A 14,248-nucleotide genomic window follows, 5' to 3' on the forward strand; every position below is an offset into this window, starting at 1 on the left:
TAAGACAACGAAAAATTTCGTATTACTGGAATATGGCCTGATTGTCAATGGAATAAATAATTGCAGTGCGCTATCGAGGCCGCCCTACGAACCAACAGTCCGTACGGCGGCCTCAATGATAAGGACTGGGCTTAGTTGCCGCCGGCGCGTCGTTTCTCGTCCTCGGCACCACCGCCACGGCGTTTGGTCGGCGCCACTTTGTCGTTGCCGAAGCGGTAGCTCAGGGCCAGCGTCACCACCCGCGACTCGTAGCGCTGGTAGAAGCGCTCCACGTAGTTGTTGAAGGTCACCGTCGACCGGTTTTTGTTGGTGAAGAATACGTCCGTTGCATTCAGTTTCAGGGTGGCCTTGTTATGCCACAGACCTTTCTGCACCCCTACTGATACCTGCCCCTGCGGCCGGCTCACGAAGTACGCGTAGCGGTTCTTCGAGTCGTAGCTCGCGTTCAGGTCCGCCTTCCAGTCGTGGCCCAGCACGAAGGTGCTGTTGCTGCTTAGGTTGAAGGCCGGCCGACCGGCATTGAGCGACGTGCCGGCCAAATCACCCACAAACCGGGTGTAGTAGAACACGGCATTGTTGTACACGTTCCACCACTTGGCCAGCTCCACCGGCGCCGTAAGCGTCAGGGCGTAGTTGTATTGGCTGTCCAGGTTTTGGGAAGTCGAAACCACCACGCGGCCGCCCTCCGGCGCGGGCTGCACCGTGCCCACAATGGGGTTGGCCGTTACGGCGTAGCTCACCCCGATGCTGTATTTCTGCGCCAGCGTATGCGTCAGCTCGACGTTGTAGCTGGTCTGCGGGCGCAGCTCCGGGCGGCCTTCGCCATACGTCGTCACGTCAATGTAGCTTCGGAACGGGTTCAACTGCCCGTAGGAAGGCCGGTCGATGCGCCGGCTCAGCGACAACGAGGTTTCCTGCTGCTCCGAGAAGGTGTGCTTGACGGCCGCGCTCGGAAACAGCTGGAAATAGTGGCGGTCGAAGTTGGGGTCTTTGCCCGGCTGCACCACGTCCTGCTTGCCCACGGCATTGGTTTGCTCGCCGCGCAAGCCGGCCTGCAGCGTCCATTTGGGCAGGGTCTGGTTGAAGTTGACGTAACCGGCCACAATGTTTTCGTCGTAGCGGAAGCGGTTGGAGCGCAACGGGTCGGGCTTCAGCACGTCCACATTGCCGGGCGTAACCGGAATGCGGAAGTCCAAATCATTGTCGGCCGCCACCCAGCTAATCTTGCCGCCGGCCTCCAGACGGGCCGTCTTGCTGAGCGGCCGCGTGTAATCGGTTTTGAAAGACTGAATGGTCAGCAGGTTGTGCTGATCGACGGTAAGGCGGTCCGCCGATGCGGTGGGGAACGTGAAGCGCGTATCTAGCAGCTGCCCGCGGCGCGAGTCGTAGCGGGCATAGTCAGCGTCGGCCGACAGCTCGTGCAGGCCCAGTGAATCCTTAAATGTGTGGCGGAAGTTGGCATTGGCCGAGACGTTCGGCAGGTTGCCGTCGCGAATGTTGTCGGATTGGTATCGGCTTGTGGTGGCACCCTCCGCGGTATATAGCTCCGAGTCGTTGCTGCCCTTGCTGTCGGTTTGGAGCGCCAGCCCGTTGGCCACTACGCCCACCGTGGTGCGCTCCGTCAGGTTGTAGTCGAGGCCCAGTTTCCAGTTGTGCGAACGGCCGTGCCCAACGCCGTTGTTGTCCTGGAAGGAACGGCCGACGAGGGTTTTTACGCCGTCGGGGTATTCGTAGAATTCACGGTTGATGGTCAGCGCGTTCCAGTTGCGCCGCTCGGCGAAATTATACGTCCCAAACAGATTCAGCTTCTGGCGGCGGTGGTTGAGCGAGAGGCCCGCGGTGAACTTGCCGTAGCGCCCGTAGCCGTAGCTGGTATTCACCGAGCCGTTGGTGCCCAGCTTCTGGTCTTTCTTGAGGTTGATGGCGATAATGCCCGCACCGCCCTGCGCGTCGTACTTGGCGGGCGGGTTGGTGATGAGCTCGATGCTCTTGAGCTGGTCGGCGGGCAGGGCGCGCAGGTAGTCGGCCAGCTCGGTGCCGCTCATGGGCTGGCGCTTGCCGTCGATGAGCACCAGCAGGCCCTGCCGCCCGCGCAGGGCCAGGTTGTCGTTGCCGTCCACCGTCACGCCCGGCGAGCGGCGCAACACATCCAGCGAGGTGTTGCCCGCCGCCAGGGTCGAGCCTTCCACGTTCACCACCGTGCGGTCGGCCAGGCGCTCAAATTGCGGCTTCTGGCCCACCACCTGCACTTCCTTTAGCTGCGTGGCCGCACTGGCCGCCAGCCGTAGCACCGGCACTTGTACCTCGCCGCCTGCCACATCGAATCCGGCCGACCAAGCCCGCGCAAACCCCACCTGCGCCGCCGACACCAAATAGCGCCCGGCCGGGGCCTGCTCAAACCGAAACACGCCTTTTTCGTCGCTGAACTCCGTCTTCACCACCGTCGAGTCGGCGGCGCGGTGGAGCGTCACGGTGGCAAAGTCCACGGCTGCGCCCGCCGCGGCCACGCTGCCGCTGACGGTGCCCCGCGTTTGGGCTTCGCTGCTGAAGCTGGTAGTGGCCAGCAGGGCTGGGGTCAGGAACAAGGCCGCCGAAAGCGGCCGGAAAGGGGTAAACAGCGTTTTCATAGTCAGAAAGGGAGCGAGAGGGAGTGCAGAAGCGGTGGGAGGAGGAAAAATCATACGAATGATTTCGTAGTAAACGTACGAACAGTTTCGTATTTTCAAAAGCTTAGTTGAATTTTGAATTCAGTAGGGCGCCAAGACTCTACACAGGTGGTCGATTCAGCGTTTAGGGCTGCGCAAGAAGGTTGGCGGCAGGTTGGGCACAGTTCAGCGAAATACGGTCGAGAAGCTCCCGCAGCAGGGCTTGGTCGGTATCACTCAGGCCGCTGAGCGCCTGGTGGCGGTTGCTGAGCACGATGGGTTGCACGGCTTCCAGAATCTGGTGGCCGGCTTCGCTCACCCGCAGCTTGGTGCGGCGCCCGTCGTGGGGCAGCGGCACGGCGGAGAGCAGCCCCCGTTGGGTAAGCAGCGCCAGGATGCGGGCCACCGAGGCTTGGTCCTTGAACACGCGCTCGGCAATTTCGAGCTGGGTGAGGTCGTCGTGCTCCAGAATTACGCGCAGCACCAGCCACTGGTCGATGGTGATGGGAATGCCGGCCCGGTCGATGTTGGCCTGGGCAAAGCGCCGGTAGCTACGAATGGCCTTGTCGAGCGAGTAAAACAGGATGGAGGAAAGCATGGTGTCGGGATGTTGGGTCAAAGACTATGATATATCATACAAGTTGCGTGGCCAGGCGAAAAATCTGCTTGCTGGAAGCGCAGGGGCGGGAAATCAGGCGGGTGGGGTTGGCGTCAGTGTCCGGTTTTGTGCCAGGCGAAGCCTCCCTGTTAGATGAATGGCCAAGGACGATGCCAATCTTGTAAAATATTAATCATTAGTTGATTATGGATTATCAGGTAAAATAAGCAGCCGTTTGTGTCGTCCGAAAACGGACACAGTGTTCGGAAATGGAAAGCATAGCAAGAAGTGCCAATTACCCCGCCGAATGCATTGCCGAAGTGCTACTCGCACATCGACGTGTCGACGGCAATGCATTACTTTTGGGCTTTACCAGCACCCCGCACTATGCCATCAGCAGCCGACGAAGTACGCGACGAATCGGGTCACCTCATCCGGGAACTGCACGGCGTTAAACTCGCGCAGATTCTGGATTACCTGGTGCAGCACTACGGCTGGGCCGAACTCGACCGGCTGATTCGCATCAACTGCTTCGCCAACAACCCTACCATCAAATCGAGCCTGAACTTTCTGCGCCGGATGCCGTGGGCCCGGGAGAAAGTGGAGCAGCTCTACGTGCAAACGCGCATCGACGAGGTGCTGCGGCAGCGACGCGCCAATGCAAAGGCCGCCGACGCCAATAGCGCCGACGGCCCGGAAAACGCTCAGCAGTAGGGCGGCCGCTTACCGAAGCGCGTCGAGGGCGGCTTTCAGGCGGGGCAAGGCGGCTTCGATGGAGGCCAGCGAAGCGCCACCAACCGACATGCGGAACCACGGCGCGGTATCGGAAGTACCAAAGGCGCTGAACGGCACCAGGGCCAACCGGGCGTCGCTGATGAGGTAGGAGGTGAGGTCTTTGGTGGTGGCCAGCACCTGGCCGGCCGGGGTGGTTTTACCCAACACATCGAGCTTGGCGGTGAGGTAGATGGCGCCCATCGGCACAATGGCGTCGACGGGGTAGCCCTGCTGCTGGAGGTCCTTCAGCCCGGTGTAGAGGGCCACGAGGCTCTGTTGAATGCGCTGACGAAACTGGTCCATAAACGCATCCACGGTCTGCTGCTGCGGCAGGTAGTTGCCCACGGCCACCTGCTCGGCTTTGGGCGCCCAGGCACCTACGTGGCCCAAAATGGCCTTCATCTTGTCGATAACCGGGGCCGGGCCGAAGGCATAGCCCACGCGGATGCCGGTGGCGGCGAGGCTTTTGGAAATGCCGTCGATGTAGATGACGTAGTCGCGCAGGGCGGGGCGCAGGTTCACCGGGTCGTGGTGCTCGGTGTCGCCGAAGGTCAGGAGCCAGTAAATCTGGTCGTAGAGAATGTAGAGCGGCTTGTCGTCGGGGCCGCGGCGCTGGTTTTCGGCCAGCACCAGGTCGCAGATTTCCTCCAGGTCGTGCTTGCTGAACACGGTGCCGGTGGGGTTCAGCGGGGAGCAGAGGGCCAGCAGCGTGGCGCCGGCCAGGTGCGGGGCCACGTCGGCGGCGGTGGGCATGAAGTTGTTTTCGGGGCGCGTTTCCACCATCACGGGGGCGGCGCCGGAGAGGTGGCAGTAGTGATTGTTGTTCCACGACGGCACCGGAAACACCACCCGGTCGCCGGGGTCGACGAGGGCTAGGTAGGTGGCGTAGATGAGCGGGCGCGAGCCGCCGGCCACCAGCAAGTCGTTGGGCGAATACTGCAGGCCCAGGCGCTGCTCCAGAAACCGCGCGGCACTTTGGCGCAGCTCCAGCATGCCGTTGGCGGGCGGGTAGTTGGTGTTGCCGGCTTGGTAGGCTTGGGTTATTTCGGCTTCCAGCTCGGCGGGAATCGGGAAAATGCCGGGGTCGAAGTCGCCGATGGTGAGGTTGCAGATTTGCTCCCCCTTGCGGATCATGTCGTTGACTTCGTTGCCGATTTTGATGATTTCGGAGCCGATGAGGCCGGCCGCCATGGTTGAGACTTGCATGGAATAAGGGCTGGTACGCGTGCAAAAGCGGCAGCCCCGGCCGGGCCACGGCGCCGCAAGTTAGAAGGGTAGGCGGAGCGGATACGAAAAAAAGTGGCGCCCGATGGGATGCGGCCCGAATTGAAAGTTCGCAACGATGCGCTTTCGGGCACCCAGGCAAGGGTACTTTCGGCTGCAGCCGCTAAACTTGCGGACCCAACCACTGCCGTTGCTATGCTGCCTGTCGATATAGAGGTGCCTACGCTTACCGCTTTGCCCGCCGCCGCCGCGCAACTGGGCGCCGTTATCGAAGCCGCCAACTGCCCCGTGGTGTTGCTGGAAGGAGAGATGGGCGCGGGCAAAACGACCCTCATCCGGGCGCTGTGCGCCGTGCTGGGCGTGCGCGACGAAGTGAGCAGCCCCACGTTTTCGCTCGTCAACGAGTACCGCAACGCGCAGAACCGGCCGGTGTATCACTTCGATTTTTACCGCATCGACTCGGTGGATGAGGCGCTGCGGATTGGCGCGGCGGAGTACTTCGATTCTGGCTATCTTTGCCTGATAGAGTGGCCCAGCCGCGTGGCGCCGCTGCTGCCGCCGGATCGACTGCTCGTGACCGTGGAGGTGACGGGGCCGGAGTCGCGCCGGATGCTGGTGGAGCGCGTTACCGAGTAGCAACGGCCGTTTTTGCCACCTTCTTTTTTAGCCCGCCCGCCCGAATGCCCGATCAGCTACCCCCTGGTTTTTCCTCGCTCACGGCGCCGGCCCGCGCCTATGTGCCGCAGGAATCGATGCTGGCCGTGGAAACGCGCCGCCGCAAGCTGTTCATTGGGCTGCCCCGCGAAACTTCGTTGCAGGAAAACCGCCTCGGCCTGACGCCCGAAGCCGTGAAGCACCTCGTGAACGAGGGCCACGAAGTGGTGATGGAAAGCGGGGCCGGGGAGCCCAGCAAGTACTCCGACCACGATTATTCCGAGGCCGGGGCCAGCATCGTGTACACGGCCAAGGAAGTGTACGAGGCCGATTTGCTGCTGAAGATTGCGCCGCCCACGCTGGAGGAAATGGAGTACCTGCGCGCCGGGCAAACGCTGCTCTCGGCGCTGCAGTTTGGCTCGCTCACGGTGGAATACCTGCTGGCGCTGCAGCGCAAGAAAATTAACGCCATCAGCTTCGAGCTGATCAAGGATCCTTCGGGTGCCAAGCCGGTGGTGCGGGCCATGAGCGAAATTGCCGGCTCGACGGTGATGCTGGTGGCAGCCGAGTACCTGGCGCGCTCCAACGAAGGCAAGGGCATTATTCTAGGCGGTATCACGGGTGTGCCACCGTCGCAGGTGGTTATTCTGGGGGCCGGCACGGTGGCCGAATACGCTGCCCGCGCCGCCATCGGGCTGGGTGCCGACGTGAAGGTGTTCGACAACCACCTCTACAAGTTGCGCCGCCTCAAGCAAAACCTTGGTTCGCAGCTCTACACCAGCACCCTCGATACCTACACGCTCAACCAGCAGATTCGCCGTGCCGATGTGGTTATTGGCTGCCTGAACGCCGAGGACGGTCGCATTCCGTTTATGGTGCCCGAGGAAGCGGTGGCCAGCATGGCGCCGGGCTCGGTCATAATCGACGTGAGCATCGACCAGGGCGGCTGCTTCGAAACCAGCGAAATTACCACGCACTCGAAGCCGGTGTTCCGCAAGTACGACGTGATTCACTACTGCGTGCCCAACATTGCCTCGCGGGTGCCGCGCACGGCCACCACGGCGCTCAGCAACATCTTTACGCCCATTTTGCAGCAAATCAGCCAGCACGGCGGCATCAACGAAGCCCTGTTTGCCGACGAGCATTTCCGTTCGGGCGTGTACCTCTACAAAGGCTCCCTCACCAACGCGACCATTGCCCGGCGCTTCAACCTCCGCTACAAGGAACTGGGGCTGATGATTGCCGTGCGCAACTAGTTTGCGCATTTTCCGGATTTTTCGACCACATTGAAAAGCCTGGCCCGTGTGGCCGGGCTTTTTTACGCCACCGCCGTCGCGCCCCTTCGTCAGTTGCGCCCAACTGGATTTCTATGCCTTTCTCCGCCGAAACCCTGACCTCCCGCACGGTGCTCGAATGCTCAGCCGCCGAGCAGGCCGAGGCCATGAACCGCTCCTTTGAGCAGTACCTGGTGCCCATGCAATTCGACGTGACCTCGTTTCAGCGGCGCTTCCGCGGCGAAAACCTCGACGCTGCCGCCAGCCGGCTTTGGTACTGCGGCGAGGAGTTGGTGGGGGTGGTATACATTGCCCGGCGCGGCTGGACGAGCCGCGTGGCGGCCATGGGCTTGGTTTTGGAAGCGCGCGGACGCGGTTTGGGTCGGCCGATGCTGCAAACTGCCATCGACGAAGCAGCGGCCCGCGGCGACCGGCTGTTGATGCTGGAGGTGTTTACCGACAACGTGCCGGCCATCCGGCTCTACGAGCGGCTGGGCTTCCGCACCACCCGCCGTTTGGTGGGATTCCAACGCAACGCCTCGCCGCAACCCGGGCCGCTGGTAGAAACCCTGACGCACTGCGACCCACTGGAAGTAGCCCGCCAAGTAGCGCGGGAGGGCGACGCGGCGCTGCCGTGGATGCTGGCCGCCGAAACGCTGGCGGCTACGGTGCCGCCGTTTGTGGAAGCGTGGCAGCTAGCTGAAAACGCCTATGCCCTGGTGCGCCCTGAGCCCGACCGGGTGATGGTGCTGGGCCTGGTGGTGCCGCGGGCGGTGCGCCGGCAGGGGTGGGGGCGGCGCCTGGTGCGCGCTTTGGAAAGCCAGTATGCCGGTCGGCGGCTCACGGCACATTCGCTGCTGCCGAAAAGTGCTGTGTCGGAGTTGCTGCAGCATTGCGGGTGGGAGCCGCAGGCGCTGGAGCTGTATGAAATGGAGCGGCCGCTGTAACCCGTTAAACACTGGGCTGACCGCTCGCTTAAAACCAACACTTTGCATTTCTTCTGATGGGAAATATGCTGGCAATACACGGTAGCGTTTGTTTTTGGCTGATGGGGGCAGTGGCTTGCCAAACCGGCGAGTCGGAGGCAGACCGGCAGCAACTGCAGGCCCTGGATGCCACGCTGCAAACGCTGAACCGGCAACAAAATCGGGAAGCCGACAGGCTGATGGGCAGAATGCAGGAGGCGGTTGCGTTGACCCGGTTTTACCCGGCCGATGTAACCGTGCTGGAGAAAGCCGAAACCGTACGTAGCCGCGCCAATACCGTGCGCGGCCGCATAAAAGCGCTACGGAATAAGCTACTGCAAGCAGCAAACCAGGCCGGAGGCGCGGGGCTTGGCGGTACCCAACCCGTAGCTGCCACATTGCTAGGTCCCGACGAAGCCGCCAACCTGCTGCAACAAAGCCTGCGGCAGTATGCCCGCCACATTCGGCAGGTTGTGCCCGACATGAGCGACCTGCTGGCCGCCGATGCCAAAGACGACCCCAGCATTCGGGCAGCGGTGGGGGATGCCTTCGACGGGCAGAGTTTTGGGGAGTTTTACTTTGGGAGTGCGTCTGTGGCAGCGGCACTGACCACGCTTTCGCAAAAAGAAGGAGAAGTGCTACGCATGGAGTTGCTGGCCCTTGAAGAGCTGAGCAAGAAAATTCAGCATGCGGATGCGTTTTTCAAGATCGGTGCCTACGCCATACCCAACAGCAACACCGTGCGGGAAGGGCAGCATTACGAGGCAGATCTGTTTCTGACGACTTCCCGGCAGGAGGTTTTTCGCGTGGCCATGCAGGCCAATGGCCGGTCCGTGAAAATCGGGCCGTACGGTGCCGGGCAAATAGCATTTCCGGTGCCGGCAACTGCGCCCAGCGGCCCGGCATTTTGGGAAGCGAGCATCAGTGGCAGCTACCGCGGACGGGACACGACCTTCCGGTTCCGCGTGCCTTACACCATCCAGCGCCAGTAGTCCGCATCAGCTCATTTGCTCCAAACCCATGCGTTTTCCTTTCCCCTTTGTTCGTCGTGTTGCGCAACTAAGCTTCGGAGCGGTTGCCCTCTTGGGCACGGCCTGCCAGAGCCGCCACGCCCGCGAAGCAGCCGAACTCAAACTGCTGCAGATCGACGGACTCTTGCTGAACAGCAACAACGCGCTGATTCACAGCAACGAGGTGCTGCTGCGAGGCCTGCAGGCCAAAGCCGAGAAGAACCGCAATACGCCTGCCGACTTGGCTTTACTGAAGCAAGGCAAGGCCGTGCACGATACTTCGCACGCTTTGGTGGAACGTCTGCGCGAGGTGCGGGAAATGCTCTTGCGCCAGACGGACAACCAAGCTGGTATCAAGCACCTGGGGGGCGAGAAAGAAGTGGCCGCCCTGATGCAGAGCGAAGCGCCGCGCCTGCAGAAAGTGTTGGCCCGACATGCCGGTTTCCTGCAAAGGGCAGCCTCCGCGAAGAACACCACCTCCGTTGCCCCGACTACCAAGACAACGAAGGGCGCAATCGACTTTACCGATGTTTCTTTGGCCGCAGCCCTGACGGCACTTTCGCAGCAGGAAGCGGAGGCCCTGCTGCTCGAAACCCGAACGCTGACGGAATTGCAAACCAGAATAGGAGCTGCCGAGCTAACAACCACGCTGCGCCCCCTGGTAACGGCCGAAGCCAACACCGTAGCACCGGGCGAGACGTACCGGGCGCAACTGGTACTGGCGCACGCCCTGAATAGCCCCGGCGCCCTCACCATGACGGCCAATGGCCAGCCGCTGACGGTGGGTGCCGATGGTATTGCGCACGTCAGGTTCGTTGTGCCGTCGTTGGGCGGCGCGGCCCGCAAGCAGGCTTCTTGGCTAGGTGTTATTCGAGGCCGTTGGAACGGTTTGGATACCACATTCCAGATACGGGTGCCTTACACCATCGTTCGGAAATAGGGCTACTGGGCCAGCAAGAGCACTTTCCAGGCGTCGAGCAGCCGGCCTTCCTCCAGTACTTTTTTCCCCAGCAGCACCAGCTGCCGGCGCAGCTCGGGGGCATCGTTGCGGTACTTGTTGAGCGTGTAGGCTACCAGCGCCTCCTGCCGGAATGCCTGCACGTCGTCGGCTGATGGCAGGGCTTGCGGCTCGATGTTGGCGAGGCGGCCGAGGTTGTTGCCGGTCAGCACGTCGCTCCGGCGGATGTGCTCGGGCAGCTGGTCGATGCCGATGCCCTTGTTGCGGTTGGGCTTGGGCACTTCAAACAGGCTTTCGGGCACCACGCGCGCGTACCAGTCGCCGCCGAGGCGGGCTACCGCGTCGAACTTGTGCGGGTCGACGCCGTGGCCGTTGTCGAGCAGGATATCCTCGCGGAAATGCGCCTGCACGACCCGGCAAATAACCAGGTTGCCGCCGCCGTTGGAGTCGCCGATGGCAATGACCTGCTCCACTACGCACTCAAACGACACCGGGCACTCGGCCACGCGCGGCGGGCGCACCTTGTCGGAGGCCAGTTCGGTAAGGCCGGCTTTGCGGAATTCGTTGACGTCCCGCTCGTACTCAGTGCTGGCCAGCGACATTTGCTCAACCAGGGCGTAGTCGCAGATGTTCACGACACACTCGGGCACTTCGTCGCGCACGTTGTAGAGGGTGTGCTTCTGGGTGTTGTCGCGCACGCGGTTGGCGGGCGAGAAGATGAGCGTAGCAGGGTTGGAACTGAACACGTTGAAAAACGAGAACGGACTCAGGTTCACGTTGCCCGCGCGGTCGATGGTGCTGACGAAGGCAATGGGGCGCGGGGCCACGGCGCCGAGCATGAACTGGTGCCACTCGGGACCGGGCAACGTGCCGGGCGTGATGGTGCGAAACGAAGCAGGGGAGACGGTGGGCATAGCAGGCGGGATTGGCGGCCGAAGTTCTGGCTTTGGCGGCAATTAATCCTCGTAGCTCCACTGGTTGCTGCGGCTGCTGTAGCTGGCCTCGACCATAGCGCCCGCGTAGTACTGGAGCCAAAAGGCTTGGGGCGCCCGCGCTGTGTCGGTGGAGTACTGAAACGCGGGCGGATTGATCAGCCCTTGGGAAGTGACGGGCAGCCGCGGTAGGAAGCGGGGCACCAGTTGTGGCAAGGAGTCAGGATAGTGGCCCTGCTGCCTTTTGTAGTTTTCCAACCCCTGGATGATGGCATGGGCATGCTGCTGGGTGCGAGTGTCCTGCCAATCCCAGACTAGCATCATCAGCGGAATGCTAAGGAGGCTTGCAGCTACTGTGGGGACCAGCAGGCGGCGCACCTTCGTTTGGGGTTTGCGTAAGGAAAGCTCTAAACCAATGTATACGACAGGCATTGCCGCCGTAGCAAGCAGTTGCAACATCAGCAGCAGCGGTTCACTCCCTGCGGTTTGTACTACCAGCAACCCAGCCAGCAGCAGGACGAAAAAGCGCACTGATGAACGTCGAACGGATAATTTCACGGTTCAAAGTAATACCAGTTTGCGGCACACGTCAGTTGGCGTAGAATTACTGATAGCCTTATGCTCCTTCGCTTTGCCCTGGTCAGCGCGGCTCTGTTGCTGCGGTGTGCCACCGCCACCGCAGTTTCTTCGGCCGATACCCTGCGCCTGCGGCAGCATCTCGTTTACCTCACCACCACGCCGCAGCCGCGCAACCACCAGCACGTGGCCGTGCTCGACACCGTGGCTGCTTACCTAGGCCGGCAACTACGCCAGGCAGGCGCCCGCGTCACGGAGCAGCCCTACGAAGTCAACGGGAAAATCTACCGCAACGTCATCGGCTCGTTCGGTCCCGAAACCGGCCCGCGACTCATCGTCGGGGCGCACTACGACGTGTGCGACAACCAGCCCGGCGCCGACGACAACGGCACCGGCACGGCCGCGCTGCTGGAGCTGGCGCGGCTATTGGGCCAGCAGACACAGTTGCCGCAGCGCATCGATTTGGTGGCCTACACCCTGGAGGAGCCGCCGTATTTCCGCACCCCCCACATGGGCAGCTACGTGCACGCCAAGTCGCTGCACGACCAGAACGTGGCCGTAACCGGCATGGTGGTGCTCGAAATGCTGGGCTACTACGACGACCGGCGCGGCTCGCAGAAATATCCCTTCGCCCCGCTGAAGCTGGTGTACGGCGGCCGCGGCAACTACGTGACGGCCGTGCGCAAGCTGGCCGGCGGCCGGTTCGCCCGCCGCTTCAGCCGCCACTACGACCAAGCCGCTGCCTTGCCCGTCAAGCGGTTCATCGGCCCCGCTTGGCTGCCCGGCATCGACTTTTCCGACCACCTCAGCTACTGGCACTTCGGCTACTCGGCCCTGATGCTGACCGACACGGCCTTTTACCGCAACCGCAACTACCACCACGCCACCGACACGCTGGAAAAGCTGGACCTGCGCCGCCTCGCGCTGGCCGTGGATGCCGTGCTGGCCGCCCTGCTGGCTGTGTAGCCGATCGGGTAGGAGCCGACGCCGCGGGAGCAGGCAGGTACAGGCGGGTTTGGGACCTACGAAGCGCTTACATTGGCTACCGAGCCACCAACCAAACGCCTCCCAATGCCTGCATCATTACCCCAGCGCGCCCCCCAAACGGCGTCTTCCGAAGCCGCCGCCCTGGCCACCGCCCACGACAACAACGCCGTGGCGCCCGGCAAAATCTGGCAGGTCATCACGGCCTCATCGGTGGGCACCGTCATCGAGTGGTACGACTTCTACATTTTCGGCTCGCTCACGCCCATCATTTCCACGCTGTTTTTTCCCGAAGGCAACCCCGTGGCGGCGCTGCTGAGCACCCTGGCGCTGTTTGCCACCGGCTTCGTGGTGCGGCCGTTCGGCGCCATCGTGTTCGGTCGCCTCGGTGATTTGGTGGGCCGGAAATACACCTTTCTGCTCACGCTGCTGCTGATGGGCGGCTCCACGTTTTGCATTGGGGTCGTGCCGACGTACGCGCAAATCGGGCTGTCCGCGCCCCTGATTCTGCTGGTGCTGCGCCTCGTGCAGGGCCTGGCCCTGGGCGGCGAATACGGCGGGGCCGCTACCTACGTGGCCGAGCACGCGCCGGATAACCGCCGCGGCTACTACACCAGCTTCATCCAGACGACGGCCACCGTGGGCTTGTTCGTGAGCATCGCCGTGATTGTGGGTACCCGCATGGCCGTCGGCGACGCCGCGTTCAAGGACTGGGGCTGGCGCATTCCGTTTCTGGTGTCGTTTTTCCTCATTATTGCCTCCTACTACATTCGCCGCCGGCTGCACGAGTCGCCGCTGTTTGCGCAGATGAAAGCCCAGGGCAAAACCAGCACTTCGCCCGTGCGCGACTCGTTTGTGAAGCCCGAAAACCGCCGCCTGGTGCTGCTGGCCTTGTTTGGAGCCACCATGGGCCAGGGCGTGGTGTGGTACACGGGGCAGTTCTATGCCTACTTCTTCCTGCAAACGGTGCTGAAAATCGACCTGGTGCCGGCCAGCACCATTTTGTGCCTGGCGTTGCTGCTGGGCACGCCGTTTTTCGTCTACTTCGGCGGCCTCTCCGACCGCATCGGCCGCAAGCGCATCATCATGACGGGGCTGCTGTGCGCCGTGCTGTTCACTTTTCCGCTATTCTACGGCCTGCACGCCTTCGCCGGACCCATTACGGAAGTGACGCCCGCCAGCGTAGATGCTGCCGGCAAAGCCGTGCCCGCCGTGCTCAAAGCCCTGTCGCCGAACATTCCCATGCTCACCGTGCTGGTGTTTTGCCTGGTGCTGTTCGTGACGATGGTATACGGGCCGATTGCGGCCTACCTCGTGGAGCTGTTTCCCACTAAGGTGCGCTACACGTCGCTGTCGTTGCCCTACCACGTGGGCAACGGCATTTTCGGCGGCCTCGTCCCGCTGATTGCCACCGCGCTGGTGGCCTGGGCCGCCGCGCAGCCCAGCGGCTTTTTGCGGGAGTACAGCATCTATTTCGGCCTCTTGTACCCCGTGGTGGTGGCGCTGATATGCCTGCTGATTGGTTCGGCCAAGATGAAGGACATCCGCAACGTGCGGATTATGGATTGAGTTGTACAGCGCCGCGCTACGGCCTATTCTGCGACTCCAGCGCCCCCTTTTGCGACGATACGGCAGCTTTGCCCAGCGACTTTTT

At 62.4% G+C, this 14,248-nt stretch carries 13 protein-coding genes; 8 read left to right on the forward strand and 5 right to left on the reverse strand.

Annotated elements, in window-relative coordinates:
• Positions 1–131 precede the first annotated feature (131 nt).
• Positions 132–2,627, reverse strand: a complete 2,496-nt coding sequence (locus F0P96_RS03460) for an outer membrane beta-barrel protein (protein ID WP_151077334.1) — start codon at positions 2,625–2,627, stop codon at positions 132–134.
• A 163-nt stretch (positions 2,628–2,790) separates the two neighbouring features.
• The gene (locus F0P96_RS03465; RefSeq protein WP_151077335.1) at positions 2,791–3,243 is read right to left on the reverse strand and encodes a MarR family winged helix-turn-helix transcriptional regulator; all 453 of its coding nucleotides are present in this window, start codon (positions 3,241–3,243) and stop codon (positions 2,791–2,793) included.
• A 387-nt stretch (positions 3,244–3,630) separates the two neighbouring features.
• Here F0P96_RS03465 and F0P96_RS03470 point away from each other — a divergent pair, with 387 nt between their 5' ends.
• On the forward strand, positions 3,631–3,957 hold the full coding sequence (locus F0P96_RS03470) for a VF530 family protein (protein WP_151077336.1): 327 nt from the start codon (positions 3,631–3,633) through the stop codon (positions 3,955–3,957).
• A 9-nt stretch (positions 3,958–3,966) separates the two neighbouring features.
• Here the strand turns inward: F0P96_RS03470 and F0P96_RS03475 are convergent, their stop codons facing one another.
• Complete coding sequence (locus F0P96_RS03475; protein WP_151077337.1) at positions 3,967–5,223, reverse strand: pyridoxal phosphate-dependent aminotransferase; 1,257 nt, start codon at positions 5,221–5,223, stop codon at positions 3,967–3,969.
• 213 nt (positions 5,224–5,436) lie between these two features.
• Here F0P96_RS03475 and tsaE point away from each other — a divergent pair, with 213 nt between their 5' ends.
• The 5 genes from tsaE to F0P96_RS03500 all read left to right on the forward strand — a co-directional run bounded on the left by tsaE (position 5,437) and on the right by F0P96_RS03500 (position 10,084).
• On the forward strand, positions 5,437–5,877 hold the full coding sequence (gene tsaE, locus F0P96_RS03480; RefSeq protein ID WP_151077338.1) for a tRNA (adenosine(37)-N6)-threonylcarbamoyltransferase complex ATPase subunit type 1 TsaE: 441 nt from the start codon (positions 5,437–5,439) through the stop codon (positions 5,875–5,877).
• 44 nt (positions 5,878–5,921) lie between these two features.
• Positions 5,922–7,151, forward strand: coding sequence for an alanine dehydrogenase (locus tag F0P96_RS03485; RefSeq protein ID WP_151077339.1), 1,230 nt, complete (start codon positions 5,922–5,924; stop codon positions 7,149–7,151).
• Positions 7,152–7,264: 113 nt separating this feature from the next.
• Positions 7,265–8,116, forward strand: a complete 852-nt coding sequence (locus F0P96_RS03490; RefSeq protein ID WP_151077340.1) for a GNAT family N-acetyltransferase — start codon at positions 7,265–7,267, stop codon at positions 8,114–8,116.
• 101 nt (positions 8,117–8,217) lie between these two features.
• Positions 8,218–9,126, forward strand: a complete 909-nt coding sequence (locus tag F0P96_RS03495; protein ID WP_160619984.1) for a hypothetical protein — start codon at positions 8,218–8,220, stop codon at positions 9,124–9,126.
• 28 nt (positions 9,127–9,154) lie between these two features.
• Positions 9,155–10,084 carry a hypothetical protein gene (locus tag F0P96_RS03500; protein WP_151077342.1) on the forward strand — a complete coding sequence of 310 codons (930 nt, stop codon included), beginning with the start codon at positions 9,155–9,157 and terminating at the stop codon, positions 10,082–10,084.
• Positions 10,085–10,086: 2 nt separating this feature from the next.
• On the opposite strand, the gene F0P96_RS03505 is transcribed toward F0P96_RS03500, so the two are convergent.
• Complete coding sequence (locus F0P96_RS03505; protein ID WP_151077343.1) at positions 10,087–11,016, reverse strand: flavin reductase family protein; 930 nt, start codon at positions 11,014–11,016, stop codon at positions 10,087–10,089.
• Positions 11,017–11,058: 42 nt separating this feature from the next.
• A complete protein-coding gene (locus F0P96_RS03510) occupies positions 11,059–11,592 on the reverse strand; it encodes a hypothetical protein (RefSeq protein ID WP_151077344.1) in 534 nt (177 codons plus the stop codon).
• A 60-nt stretch (positions 11,593–11,652) separates the two neighbouring features.
• On the opposite strand from F0P96_RS03510, the gene F0P96_RS03515 reads away from it, so the two are divergent.
• Both F0P96_RS03515 and F0P96_RS03520 read left to right on the forward strand, forming a co-directional pair.
• Entirely contained in the window at positions 11,653–12,576 is a 924-nt protein-coding gene (locus F0P96_RS03515; RefSeq protein ID WP_151077345.1) for a M28 family peptidase, read from the forward strand.
• A gap of 105 nt (positions 12,577–12,681) precedes the next feature.
• Entirely contained in the window at positions 12,682–14,163 is a 1,482-nt protein-coding gene (locus F0P96_RS03520; protein ID WP_151077346.1) for an MFS transporter, read from the forward strand.
• The last annotated feature ends 85 nt before the right edge of the window (positions 14,164–14,248 follow it).

It is taken from the genome of Hymenobacter busanensis, assembly GCF_008727865.1.
GTDB classification, from domain to species: Bacteria; Bacteroidota; Bacteroidia; order Cytophagales; family Hymenobacteraceae; genus Solirubrum; species Solirubrum busanense.